The following is a 12,383-nucleotide window of genomic DNA, read 5'->3' as shown; positions in this document are numbered from 1 at the left end:
CGCGGTGAACTGCGACAGGGCCTGGGTGACTCCAGGAGCACCGCGACCCTGTCGTATGATGATCATGAACAATCGGACGTTTCACGTGAAACACAGCACGCCCCGAGCGAATCAGGCGACGGCCCCTACCTGTCGGTAACCGGGCTCCCGGCCCGGAAGTGAGCCCCGCACTCGCCTCGCGGGACCTGCCCCGCCCGCACGGCAGTCACACAACGTCACCGGCCGAAGTCCCGCGAATCACCCGCCCCGGGTGGCGGGCGAGCCCGTTCCCCAGGGACCGCCGTCGGTTTGCCCACCGGTCCCCAATTCGGACCAGTGGTCGATCTCGCCTACACTCGGTGCCGTGCCCCGTGGTGATGGACGACTCAACCACGACCTGCTCCCCGGAGAGAAAGGCCCCCAGGACGCTTGTGGCGTCTTCGGTGTCTGGGCTCCGGGTGAAGAGGTCGCCAAGCTCACCTATTTCGGACTGTATGCCCTGCAGCACCGCGGACAGGAATCCGCGGGCATCGCAGTGAGCAACGGGTCCCAGATCCTGGTCTTCAAGGACATGGGACTGGTCTCGCAGGTCTTCGACGAAACGTCTCTGGGTTCTCTCCAGGGCCATATCGCGGTCGGTCATGCCCGCTACTCCACCACCGGCGCCTCGGTGTGGGAGAACGCGCAGCCGACGTTCCGTGCCACCGCGCACGGCTCGATCGCCCTCGGTCACAACGGGAACCTGGTCAACACCGCCCAGCTCGCGGAGATGGTCGCCGACCTCCCGCGCAAGGACGGTCGCGCCACCCAGGTCGCCGCGACCAACGACACCGACCTGGTGACCGCGCTGCTCGCCGGGCAGCGCGACGAGAACGACAAGCCGCTCACGATCGAGGAAGCCGCCGCCAAGGTGCTCCCCGACGTCAAGGGCGCGTTCTCCCTCGTCTTCATGGACGAGCACACGCTGTACGCCGCCCGTGACCCGCAGGGCATCCGCCCGCTGGTGCTCGGCCGGCTGGAGCGCGGCTGGGTCGTCGCCTCCGAGTCCGCCGCGCTCGACATCTGCGGCGCCAGCTACGTACGAGAGATCGAGCCGGGCGAGCTCGTCGCCATCGACGAGAACGGCCTGCGCACCTCGCGCTTCGCAGAAGCGAAGCCCAAGGGCTGTGTCTTCGAGTACGTCTACCTGGCCCGCCCCGACACCGACATCGCCGGGCGCAACGTCTACCTCTCCCGGGTGGAGATGGGCCGCAGGCTGGCCGCCGAGGCCCCCGTCGAGGCGGATCTCGTCATAGCGACCCCGGAATCCGGCACCCCCGCCGCGATCGGGTACGCGGAGGCCAGCGGCATCCCGTTCGGCGCCGGACTGGTGAAGAACGCCTACGTCGGCCGGACCTTCATCCAGCCCTCGCAGACCATCCGCCAGCTCGGCATCCGGCTCAAGCTGAATCCGCTGAAGGAAGTCATCAAGGGCAAGCGCCTGGTGGTCGTCGACGACTCGATCGTCCGCGGCAACACCCAGCGCGCCCTGGTCCGGATGCTCCGCGAGGCGGGCGCCGCCGAGATCCACATCCGGATCTCCTCGCCGCCGGTGAAGTGGCCCTGCTTCTTCGGGATCGACTTCGCGACCCGCGCCGAACTGATCGCCAACGGCATGACCGTCGACGAGATCTGCACCTCCATGGGCGCCGACTCCCTCTCGTACATCTCGATCGACGCGATGATCGAGGCGACGACGATCGACAAGCCGAACCTCTGCCGCGCCTGCTTCGACGGTGAGTACCCGATGGAGCTCCCGGACCCGGAGCTGCTCGGCAAGCAGCTGCTGGAGACCGAGCTGGCGGCGGGCCCGGCGGCGACCGCCGCGGCCGACGCGCTGCGCCGTCCCTGACCCGGACGCGCCGCATCCCCCACCAGCCCCGTATCTCCACACGAAAGATCCCAGGCCATGTCTGAGACAACAGGTGCTTCCTACGCGGCGGCCGGCGTCGACATCGAAGCCGGTGACCGTGCCGTCGAGCTGATGAAGGAATGGGTGAAGAAGACGCAGCGCCCGGAGGTCGCGGGCCTCGGCGGCCTCGGCGGTTTCGCCGGCCTCTTCGACGCCTCCGCGCTCAAGCGCTACGAGCGCCCGCTGCTCGCCTCCGCCACCGACGGTGTCGGCACCAAGGTGGACCTGGCGCGGCAGATGGGCGTGTACGACACCATCGGCCACGACCTGGTCGGCATGGTCGTGGACGACCTCGTCGTCTGCGGCGCCGAGCCGCTGTTCATGACCGACTACATCTGCGTCGGCAAGGTGCACCCCGAGCGTGTCGCGGCCATCGTGAAGGGCATCGCCGAAGGCTGTGTCCTGGCGGGCTGCTCCCTGGTCGGCGGCGAGACGGCCGAGCACCCGGGTCTCCTCGGCCCGGACGACTTCGACGTCGCCGGAGCCGGTACGGGCGTGGTCGAGGCCGACCGCCTGCTCGGCCCGGACCGTATCCGCAAGGGTGACGCGGTCATCGCCATGGCGTCCTCCGGTCTTCACTCCAACGGGTACTCGCTCGTCCGCCACGTGGTCTTCGACCGGGCCGGCTGGTCCCTGGACCGCGAGGTCGAGGAGTTCGGCCGCACGCTCGGCGAGGAGCTCCTGGAGCCCACCCGGATCTACTCCCTGGACTGCCTGGCCCTCACCCGGACGACCGAGGTGCACGGCTTCAGCCACGTCACCGGCGGCGGCCTGGCGAACAACCTGGCCCGGGTGATCCCGGACGGCCTGCACGCCACCGTGGACCGCTCCACGTGGACGCCCGGCGCCGTCTTCGACCTGGTCGGCAAGGCCGGTCAGGTCGAGCGGCTGGAGCTGGAGAAGACGCTCAACATGGGCGTCGGCATGATCGCGATCGTCCCGGCCGACTCGGTGGACGCCGCGCTGACGACGCTGGCCGACCGCGGGGTCGACTCCTGGGTCGCCGGCGAGGTCACCGACCGCGGTGAGCACACCACGGGCGCCGAGCTGACCGGGGACTACGCCCGCTAGGCACCGTCACGCCGTGGTGCGCGGGGCGGCGGCCCGCCCGGCGCACCACGGCACCACGACGCGGGGAAGCCGGATCGGGACACACAGAACCCGGCCCGGGGCAGGCCCGGACCGGGTTGATGTGTCAGCGCGAGGTCAAGCGCCGCGGCGCTGTGACGACGGACCGGACTGATCGTCCTGATCCTCGTCATCATCCTGGTTGTAGCGATCCGCGTACTGTGCGTACGGGTCATCTTCCTCGTCGTCGTCCTCGAACGGCTCTGCGTTCGGTGGCTGACTCGAAGGCGATGCGCCCAGCTCATTGGCCAGACGCGACAGGTCAGTCCCGCCGCTGCTGTACTTCAGCTGGCGGGCGACCTTGGTCTGCTTGGCCTTTGCCCGGCCGCGCCCCATGGCTCGACCCCCTCGGTGACGGGGCTCGACGGCCCCAGAGTCTTGACACGCGTTCATGTTTCAGGACGGACTCTCGGCAGAGAGACCGTGCCCGTAGAGCTTTAACGGTACCTGCTTCCGTGGCCATACGGTACGCCGCCCGCATTCCGGTCCCGGCACAGGGCCAGCGAGGAGCCCCGTCCTCCCTGGTCAACTGCGATTTTAACCTCTTGTGGAGGTACGACCCGCCGACCGGCGTGAGTCTTGTCTCGCCGACCGGCGGGCCGTAGGGGTGGTTGAGGGGCGCCCGGTCAGTGGGCGCGCGCCTCCGCCATCCGCTGTTCGGCGAGCCGGTCGGCCGCCGCGGCCGGCGGAATCCCATCCGCCTTCGCACGTGCGAATATTTCCAGCGTGGTGTCGAAGATCTTCGTCGCCTTCGCCCTGCACCGGTCGAAGTCGAACCCGTGCAGCTCGTCGGCCACCTGGATGACGCCACCGGCGTTGACCACGTAGTCGGGCGCGTAGAGAACCGACCGGTCGGCCAGGTCCTTCTCGACGCCCGGGTGCGCCAGCTGGTTGTTGGCCGCGCCGCACACCACCTTCGCGGTAAGCACGGGCACGGTGTCGTCGTTCAGCGCGCCGCCGAGCGCGCACGGCGCGTAGACGTCCAGGCCCTCGGTGCGGATCAGCGCCTCGGTGTCCGCCACCACGGTCACCTCGGGGTGCAGATCGGTGATCCGGCGCAGCGACTCCTCGCGGACGTCGGTGATCACGACCTCGGCCCCGTCGGAGAGCAGGTGCTCGACGAGGTGGTGGCCCACCTTGCCGACCCCGGCGACGCCGACCTTGCGGCCGCGCAGCGTCGGGTCGCCCCACAGGTGCTGGGCCGAGGCCCGCATGCCCTGGAAGACACCGAACGCGGTGAGCACCGAGGAGTCGCCCGCGCCGCCGTTCTCGGGGGAGCGGCCGGTGGTCCAGCGGCACTCCCGGGCGACGACGTCCATGTCGGCGACGTAGGTGCCGACGTCGCAGGCGGTCACGTAGCGGCCGCCGAGCGAGGCGACGAACCGGCCGTAGGCGAGGAGGAGTTCCTCGCTCTTGATCTTCTCGGGGTCGCCGATGATGACGGCCTTGCCGCCACCGTGGTCGAGACCGGCCAGGGCGTTCTTGTACGACATCCCGCGCGACAGGTTCAGCGCGTCGGCGACGGCGTCCGCCTCGGTGGCGTACGGGTAGAAGCGGGTGCCGCCGAGGGCCGGGCCCAGGGCGGTGGAGTGGAGGGCGATGACGGCCTTGAGGCCGGTGGCACGGTCCTGGCAGATCACGACTTGCTCGTGACCTCCCTGATCCGAGTGGAACAGGGTGTGCAGGACGCCGTTAGTCACATCGGTCACTGTGGTGACTCCCAAGTACGAAGCGGCGGAGGCCCTCCTGGGGGTGGGGAGGGCCCCGGACCGACCGGCACGGCCGGTCCGATGGGCAAGAGCGTAAGTCCTCCGGCGGCGCGGATCCGCACCCGTGCGGAGGATCACCCCCTGGGGGTGTACCGCCGTGACACGATGCGCTGCATGTCGGTGGTGTCTTCGGTGCTCGTCCCTTACACGTCCTACCTCCGGATCTACGAGCCGCTCGCCGCGTTCGCCGAGCCCGAGCGGAGTCACTGGGCGCGCTACGCGCGGCGCGAGGACCTTCCGACGGCCCAGGACGAACTGCGTCGCTCGCTGGCCGACTTGGCGTCGACGCCGCCGGTCGGGGTGCCCGCGCAGGAGAGCGGTGACGCGTTCGTGGCGGAGCTGGACGGGGTGGTGTGCGTCTGCCCGTGGCGGACCAGGTTGCGGGGCTGGCTGGCCCTGGAGGAACTGGGGGGCATGTTTCCGGCCAACGTGCTCGACGTCGTGCTGCCCGCGGTGGTGCGCGGCCAGGCGGCGGCGGATCACGAGCGCTGGCAGCGGCTCCACCCGGACGCGAGGCCCTGGATCCGTACGACGGTGTGGCAGGTCCCGGTGCGCTGGTTCGTCCTCTTCCGTGACGAGGAGCGGGAGTACGCGGCGGCGGACGGCGAGGGGCCGGGGCCCGTGCTGCGCTACCGCACCCCGATGGTCGAGGCCCGGCGCCGGCTCGCGCGGGCGCTGCGGACGCTGCGCGGACACGTTCCCGAGGGCCCGCTGACCGAGGGCCTGGTGGACGTGGGGCGCTGGCTGGAGGAGTTCCATCCGCGCTCGCTGGTCGAGCTGGACTACGGGGGCCTGGTGCACGCGTTGTCGGCGGAGCGGCTCGCCGGGGACCGGTCGGCGGCGGATGTGGCGGAGGGGCTCGCCGCGCTGCGGGACGGCGACGGCGAGGGCGCGGGGGAGGCATACGCGCGGCTCGCGGAGCGCTGGCGGGCGGTCCGGGACCTCCAGTTCACCAATTGACGTGAAAAGGCCCACAGTGGCATCAAGGTGATGGAACCGGGGCATCCTTCATCCAGGACGGCCGAGGGGCCGGCGGACGGGCCGCGAGGCCGGAGCGTACGGAAGGAGGGGGAAGCCGGGTCGCCCCGACGGAGGGCGGCGAGGAGACGAAGAGGGGCTCGGCAAACAGTTGACGGGCCGTGAACCTGCGTCCTGTGTGGCGCGTGTGATGTGTGGGGCGGAAGCGTACGCCGCTGGGCCTAGGACCTACGTCCTGAACCGGGCCTTTGCCTCAAGCGTGATGGACAGCACTAACGGGGCCCTTGCGTCTATCCCTACTCCTCATGCCAAAATAGGACAAGGAGTCCGGGGAGGGCTCCTTCTGTCCAAGTAAGGGCAGGATGCTCGACATTGCACTCTATGGGGGGTCTGACGACTCCTGATCGCTCCTGTGACTGATCGTCACCGGTGCGTGACTGTCCGCTATGGCATGGTCCATCGGCTTCCGTCGCTGATGAACACCTGGGAGGGCAATTCCATCGGTTTGGCCGACGTGGCTGGACGGATGGTGTAGTTGTAGTGCCGAGGACAAGCCGTTCGTCCTATAACCGACTCGGCCCGCGTCCGCCATTTCGGGCAACGCGGGTCAAGGTGCAGAATTTAGAGGAAAGAACCGAGAAGGTTCGGTTCTCCCGAGGAGGCCGCTCATGACCGCTCGCACCCCTGATGCCGAGCCGCTGCTGACCCCGGCTGAGGTTGCCACGATGTTCCGCGTGGACCCGAAGACGGTCACCCGTTGGGCCAAGGCTGGCAAGCTCACGTCCATCCGCACGCTCGGTGGACATCGCCGGTACCGCGAGGCCGAGGTCCGCGCACTGCTTGCGGGTATTCCGCAGCAGCGCAGCGAGGCCTGACACACCCCTGCCCCGCAGCAATACAGCAGCACAGCATCACCATCCGGGCAGCTGCAAGGTCCCCCAACCCCAGCCGCCCACCCCTAGCTCCACTCGACGGACGCCTGCCCCAACGGGCGTCATACCTGTGTCCTACGGGTGCCGTCGTATCGATCGCGCTGGACTCCGCCGGGTCCAGCGCGATCTTTTTTGTGCCCTGGACGGGCCTCGGCGGCCTCGGCGGCCTCGGCGGCCTCTCCGGGCCGCTCCCGGCCGCTTCCGGCCCTCGGGGGCGACCGGAACCAGAACCGGGCGGTCGGTCGGCTTCAGGGGTCGACGGGGGCCTTCGTGGGTCTGTGAGCGGGTCTGTGCGGGAGTGTGGGTGAGCGTCCCGGACGCGGTGGGACAGCCCCGGACGGAACGGTCCCCGCGAGCCCCTCGCCCCCGTGCAATTGCACATATTAAATTCACCAGTTGTAGGGGAGGCGTAAAATCCCCCGGTCTGAAAACTCTTTCGGTGACTACCGTCACACCGCCCGACGCTTGCCAACGTCCAGCCTGCCACTGGCCGAACGCGGAAGCACCCGGCCGATGGTCATGTCGCGGAGGGTCTTTCGGTCCCCGCCCCGGTGCCGGCCTCGTTCTCGTCGGGCCGTCCGGCGCAGTCCTGGCCCCCGGAGGCCTCCTGCGGGGCGCCCGAGGGGCTCCCGGAGGCTCGCCGCTCCCCGTCGCCCCCGGGCTCCATGGCGAGCCGCAGGAGGCGATGGCAGACCGCGCAGTGCCGGGTGAGGTGGCGAAAGGCGGAAGCGGCCGCCAGGTGGGCGCGCAACAGCGCGCGGGTCTCATGTCGTGCTGTGGACGCGGACATACGAGCCACCTCCCGGTGAGCCCGGCCGTCCCCCGCCGTGTGATGCGCCGAGGAACGCCGAGAAGCAGGGCCAGCCTCTGCTTCTACGAGTTACCCGCGGCAGATGCCGCCGTCAAGACACGGGGCAGGACGCGAGAAAGCCCGGATCGAAACGATCCGGGCTTTCCTCTACTGCGGTCCTGACGGGATTTGAACCCGCGGCCTCCACCTTGACAGGGTGGCGAGCACTCCAAACTGCTCCACAGGACCAGGTTTTCGCCGCTTGCCTTGCGGCTTGCTGCGAAACCAGACTGTACAGGAGGTGGGAGGCCCAGGTCGACTTCACTCCTGGTGGTGACACCGTCACCGCCCCACGAGCCCCCGTGAGCCCCCGCGTCAGGGCGCGAGGGCGTCGATCGCCTTGACGATCCGCTTGTCCGAGACGGGGAACGCGGTGCCCAGCGCGTGGGCGAAATAGCTGACCCGCAGCTCCTCGATCATCCAGCGGACGTCCAGCACCTCCTGCGGCACCGGCCGCCCCTGCGGGAGCTGTTCGAGCAGCCACGCGTACTCGTCCTGCATCTCGTGGACCTTCGCCATCCGCGTGGTGTCCCGCTGCACCGCCGTCGGCATCTGCTGGAGCCGCCGGTCGGCCGCCACGAGGTAGCGCATCAGGTCCGGCAGCCGGCGCAGTCCGGTGGCCGTAACGAAACCGGGCGGTACGAGACGGGCCAGCTGCTCCCGCACGTCCGTGACGTTGGCCACCAGCGTCAGGCTGTTCGTCGACTTCAGCCGGCGCTCGCAGGCCTGCCACGCGGCCAGGATCTGCTGCACCTGGTCGATCGTGCGGACGGTCAGGTCCACGAGATCGGCGCGGACCTTGTCGTACAGCGTCCGGAACGCCTTCTCGTCCCACGCCGGTCCGCCGTGCGCGGCGATCAGCCGGTCGGCCGCGGCGGTGGCGCAGTCCTCGAAGAGCGCCTGGACCGAGCCGTGCGGATTACGGGAGAGGGCCAGCTTCTGCTGGTTGGAGAGCCGGTCCGAGGCGAACTTCGCCGGGTGCACCGGGATGTTCAGCATGATCAGCCGCCGGGTGCCGCGCCACATCGCCTGCTGCTGCTCGGCCTCGGTGTCGAAGAGGCGTACGGCGACGGTCTCACCCTGGTCGACCAGGGCCGGATACGCCTTGACCGGCTGACCGGCCCGCCGCGTCTCGAAGACCTTGTTCAGCGAGCCGATCGTCCAGGTGGTGAGCCCGGACCGCTCGATGGACTCCCCGGAGGGTCCGGCGGTCGCCGCGGCGGCCTTGGAGAGCGCCTGGCGGGCCTTCGGCCGCAGCTGGAGCTTGAGCGCCTCCAGGTCCTTGTCCTCGGCGACCTTCCGCCGCCGCTCGTCGACGATCCGGAACGTGATCTTCAGATGGTCCGGGACCCGGGAGAGGTCGAAGTCGTCCGCCGTGACCGGCACGCCGACCATCCGCTGGAGCTCCCGCGCCAGGGTGAACGGCAGCGGCTCCTGGAGCGGGACCGCCCGGTCCAGGAACTTGTCCGCGTAGTTCGGCGCGGGGACGTAATGCCGGCGGATCGGCTTCGGCAGCGAGCGGATCAGCTCCGTGACGACCTCCTCGCGCAGCCCCGGAATCTGCCAGTCGAAGCCCTCGGACGTGACCTGGTTGAGCACCTGGAGCGGGACGTGGACGGTCACGCCGTCCGCGTCCGCACCGGGCTCGAACTGGTACGTCACCTTGAACTTGAGCTTCCCCTGCCGCCAGGAGTCCGGGTAGTCGTCCTTGGTGACGGCCCCGGCCTTCTCGTTGATGAGCATGGAGCGCTCGAAGTCGAGCGCGTCCGGCTCCTCACCCTTCTTGTTCTTCCACCAGGAGTCGAAGTGCGCCCCGGACACGATGTGCTCGGGAATCCGCTGGTCGTAGAAGTCGAACAGCGTCTCGTCGTCCACGAGGATGTCGCGGCGGCGGGCGCGGTGCTCCAACTCCTCGACCTCGCCGAGGAGTTTGCGATTGTCATGGAAGAACTGGTGGTGGGTGCGCCAGTCGCCCTCGACCAGGGCGTTGCGGATGAACAGATCCCGCGAGGCCTCCTGGTCGATACGACCGAAATTGACCTTGCGCTGGGCGACGATCGGCACGCCGTAGAGCGTGACCCGCTCGTACGCCATCACCGCGGCCTGGTCCTTCTCCCAGTGCGGCTCGCTGTAGGTGCGCTTCAGCAGATGCCCGGCGAGCGGCTCGATCCATTCGGGCTCGACCTTGGCGTTGACCCGCGCCCACAGCCGGGAGGTCTCCACCAGCTCCGCCGACATCACGAACCGGGGCTGCTTCTTGAACAGCGCCGAGCCGGGGAAGATCGCGAACTTGGCGCTGCGCGCGCCCAGGTACTCGTTCTTCTCGGTGTCCTTCAGCCCGATGTGCGACAGCAGCCCGGACAGCAGCGAGGTGTGCACCGCCTGCTCGGGGATGGACGCCTCCGCCTTGGGCTCCTCGACGGTGATGCCCATCTGCTTGGCGACCGTACGCAGTTGCGCGTAGATGTCCTGCCATTCGCGGATGCGCAGGAAGTTCAGGTACTCCTGCTTGCACATTCGGCGGAACGAGGACGAGCCGCGCTCCTTCTGCTGCTCGCGGACGTAGGCCCAGAGGTTCAGGTACGCCAGGAAGTCGGACGTCTCGTCCTTGAACCGGGCGTGGTTCTGGTCGGCCTGCGTCTGCTTCTCGGCGGGCCGCTCGCGCGGGTCCTGGATGGAGAGCGCGGCGGCGATGACCATGACCTCGCGGGCACAGCCGTTCCTGTCGGCCTCGATGACCATCCGGGCCAGGCGCGGGTCGACGGGCAGCTGGGAGAGCTTCCGCCCGAGGGGCGTCAGACGCTTCTTCGGATCCTTCTCGCCCGGATCGAGCGCCCCCAGCTCCTGGAGGAGCTGCACGCCGTCGCGGATGTTGCGGTGGTCCGGCGGGTCGATGAAGGGGAACTTCTCGATGTCGCCGAGCCCGGCGGCGGTCATCTGGAGGATGACGGAGGCCAGGTTGGTCCGCAGGATCTCCGGGTCGGTGAACTCCGGCCGGGTGACGAAGTCGTCCTCCGAGTACAGCCGGACGCAGATGCCGTCCGACGTACGGCCGCAGCGGCCCTTGCGCTGGTTGGCGCTGGCCTGGGAGATCCGCTCGATCGGCAGCCGCTGGACCTTGGTGCGGTGGCTGTAGCGGGAGATACGGGCGTTGCCCGGGTCGATCACGTACTTGATGCCGGGAACCGTCAGCGAGGTTTCGGCCACATTGGTCGCCAGCACGATGCGGCGGCCCGTGTGGCGCTGGAAGACCCGGTGCTGCTCGGCGTGGGAGAGGCGCGCGTAGAGGGGGAGCACCTCGGTGTGTCCGAGGTTCCGTTTGTTCAGCGCGTCCGCCGTGTCCCGGATCTCGCGTTCACCGGAGAGGAAGACCAGGACATCGCCCGGGGCTTCGTGGCCCAGCTCGTCGACGGCGTCGCAGATCGCGGTGATCTGGTCGCGGTCGGAGTCCGCCCCCTCCTCGTCGGCCCCTTCGAGGAGGGGGCGATACCGCACCTCCACCGGATACGTCCGCCCGCTGACCTCCACGATCGGCGCCTCGCCGAAGTGGCGCGCGAACCGCTCCGGGTCGATGGTCGCCGAGGTGATGACGACCTTCAGATCAGGACGCTTCGGGAGCAGCCGGGCCAGATAGCCGAGCAGGAAGTCGATGTTGAGCGACCGCTCGTGGGCCTCGTCGATGATGATCGTGTCGTACGCCAGCAGCTCGCGGTCCGTCTGGATCTCGGCGAGCAGGATGCCGTCCGTCATCAGCTTCAGATACGTCGACTCCGGGTTCACCTGGTCGGTGAAGCGGACCTTCCAGCCGACCGTCTCGCCCAGCGGCGTCTTCAGCTCGTCCGCGACCCGCTCCGCGACCGTACGGGCGGCGATCCGCCGGGGCTGGGTGTGTCCGATCATGCCCCGGACGCCGCGCCCCAGCTCCATACAGATCTTGGGGATCTGCGTGGTCTTGCCGGACCCGGTCTCCCCGGCGACGATCACGACCTGGTGGTCGCGTATCGCCTCCAGGATCTCGTCCTTCTTCTGGCTGACGGGCAGCTCTTCCGGGTAGGACAGGGCCGGCAGCCGGGCCGCGCGCGCCGCGAGCCGTGTCGCCGCCTTGCCCGCCTCGGCCGCGATCTCGTCCAGCACGGACTGGCGGGCCTCGGGCTTGCGGATGCGGCGCGCTCCTTCGAGGCGCCGGCCGAGCCGGTTCGCGTCACGGAGCGAGAGCTGTCCGAGCTGGGACTGGAGATCGGCGAAGGAAGTAGACATACGGCTCCCAGGATCTCACCCGGGCGCACGGAGTGGCGACCTCATTTCGCGCGGACTGCGTCACGCGGCACGTACCATTTCGGGCAGTCGAACGCTCAGCCCCGCTTCCAGGGGGAAAGGCCCGGTCCCGTGTCCCGTACGCAGTGGTGGAGCCTGACGGCGCTGCTCGCGGTCGTCGTGGGGCTGCTGTGCGGACCGGCGGCGCTCCCGGCTGCCGCGCTCGGGGCTCCGGCACCCTCCGCTGCGGTTCCCGCCCTTTCTGCGCCCTCCGCTTCCGTGCCTTCCGCTTCCGCACCGGGGACCACCGGAGTGCGGGACACCCCGTCCGCCCCGGTGGCCCGGGCCGCCGACGCGGGGACCTCCGTCCCCGGCTGCGGGAAGCTCCGCGACCACGACGGCGAGCCCGCCGTCCCCTCCCGCGCCCGCTCCGCGCACGACCAGGCGCCCGGCCTCGCCCCGTGGGGGCTGCCCGCCGCGACGGGCGCGCTGCCGGCCGAGCCGCCGCCGGGGACCCGGGCCCGCGCCCCGGCCCCGTACAC

General features: G+C 69.7%; 9 protein-coding genes and 1 tRNA gene. 5 read left to right on the top strand and 5 right to left on the bottom strand.

Annotated elements, in window-relative coordinates; translation table 11 throughout:
• Positions 1 to 343: 343 nt before the first annotated feature.
• Both purF and purM read left to right on the top strand, forming a co-directional pair.
• Complete coding sequence (gene purF, locus HET64_RS29375) at positions 344 to 1,870, top strand: amidophosphoribosyltransferase (RefSeq protein WP_032790366.1); 1,527 nt, start codon at positions 344 to 346, stop codon at positions 1,868 to 1,870.
• Positions 1,871 to 1,927: 57 nt separating this feature from the next.
• The gene (gene purM, locus HET64_RS29370) at positions 1,928 to 3,001 is read left to right on the top strand and encodes a phosphoribosylformylglycinamidine cyclo-ligase (protein ID WP_215110187.1); all 1,074 of its coding nucleotides are present in this window, start codon (positions 1,928 to 1,930) and stop codon (positions 2,999 to 3,001) included.
• 135 nt (positions 3,002 to 3,136) lie between these two features.
• On the opposite strand, the gene HET64_RS29365 is transcribed toward purM, so the two are convergent.
• Together HET64_RS29365 and HET64_RS29360 are read right to left on the bottom strand one after the other, a co-directional pair.
• Positions 3,137 to 3,394, bottom strand: coding sequence for a DUF3073 domain-containing protein (locus HET64_RS29365; protein WP_007447468.1), 258 nt, complete (start codon positions 3,392 to 3,394; stop codon positions 3,137 to 3,139).
• 290 nt (positions 3,395 to 3,684) lie between these two features.
• Entirely contained in the window at positions 3,685 to 4,767 is a 1,083-nt protein-coding gene (locus HET64_RS29360) for a Glu/Leu/Phe/Val dehydrogenase dimerization domain-containing protein (RefSeq protein WP_215110186.1), read from the bottom strand.
• Between the two features lie 174 nt (positions 4,768 to 4,941).
• On the opposite strand from HET64_RS29360, the gene HET64_RS29355 reads away from it, so the two are divergent.
• Both HET64_RS29355 and bldC read left to right on the top strand, forming a co-directional pair.
• Positions 4,942 to 5,787 carry a hypothetical protein gene (locus tag HET64_RS29355; protein ID WP_215110185.1) on the top strand — a complete coding sequence of 282 codons (846 nt, stop codon included), beginning with the start codon at positions 4,942 to 4,944 and terminating at the stop codon, positions 5,785 to 5,787.
• A gap of 686 nt (positions 5,788 to 6,473) precedes the next feature.
• Positions 6,474 to 6,680: a developmental transcriptional regulator BldC gene (bldC, locus tag HET64_RS29350; protein ID WP_003949541.1), complete on the top strand. Its 207-nt coding sequence runs from the start codon at positions 6,474 to 6,476 to the stop codon at positions 6,678 to 6,680.
• Between the two features lie 574 nt (positions 6,681 to 7,254).
• Here bldC and HET64_RS29345 read toward each other — a convergent pair.
• The 3 genes from HET64_RS29345 to hrpA all read right to left on the bottom strand — a co-directional run bounded on the left by HET64_RS29345 (position 7,255) and on the right by hrpA (position 11,844).
• Positions 7,255 to 7,527: a DUF6274 family protein gene (locus HET64_RS29345; protein ID WP_215110184.1), complete on the bottom strand. Its 273-nt coding sequence runs from the start codon at positions 7,525 to 7,527 to the stop codon at positions 7,255 to 7,257.
• A gap of 174 nt (positions 7,528 to 7,701) precedes the next feature.
• Positions 7,702 to 7,776: transfer RNA gene (locus HET64_RS29340), tRNA-Asp, on the bottom strand.
• A 126-nt stretch (positions 7,777 to 7,902) separates the two neighbouring features.
• On the bottom strand, positions 7,903 to 11,844 hold the full coding sequence (hrpA, locus tag HET64_RS29335; protein WP_215110183.1) for an ATP-dependent RNA helicase HrpA: 3,942 nt from the start codon (positions 11,842 to 11,844) through the stop codon (positions 7,903 to 7,905).
• 129 nt (positions 11,845 to 11,973) lie between these two features.
• Between hrpA and HET64_RS29330 the strand changes: the two genes are divergently transcribed.
• Positions 11,974 to 12,383, top strand: a 410-nt coding sequence (locus HET64_RS29330) for a hypothetical protein (RefSeq protein ID WP_215110182.1), incomplete at its 3' end; no start/stop codon positions are given.

The organism is Streptomyces sp. McG3 (assembly GCF_018619185.1).
Lineage (GTDB): Bacteria > Actinomycetota > Actinomycetes > Streptomycetales > Streptomycetaceae > Streptomyces.
This window is presented reverse-complemented; position numbering and strand designations above follow the sequence as displayed.

Bases quoted from the DNA above. Each gene is read 5' to 3' on its own strand.
- purM (WP_215110187.1), top strand. From the start codon at position 1,928: ATGTCTGAGACAACAGGTGCTTCCTACGCGGCGGCCGGCGTCGACATC.
- HET64_RS29365 (WP_007447468.1), bottom strand. From the start codon at position 3,394: ATGGGGCGCGGCCGGGCAAAGGCCAAGCAGACCAAGGTCGCCCGCCAG.
- HET64_RS29355 (WP_215110185.1), top strand. From the start codon at position 4,942: ATGTCGGTGGTGTCTTCGGTGCTCGTCCCTTACACGTCCTACCTCCGG.
- bldC (WP_003949541.1), top strand. From the start codon at position 6,474: ATGACCGCTCGCACCCCTGATGCCGAGCCGCTGCTGACCCCGGCTGAG.
- HET64_RS29345 (WP_215110184.1), bottom strand. From the start codon at position 7,527: ATGTCCGCGTCCACAGCACGACATGAGACCCGCGCGCTGTTGCGCGCC.
- hrpA (WP_215110183.1), bottom strand. From the start codon at position 11,844: ATGTCTACTTCCTTCGCCGATCTCCAGTCCCAGCTCGGACAGCTCTCG.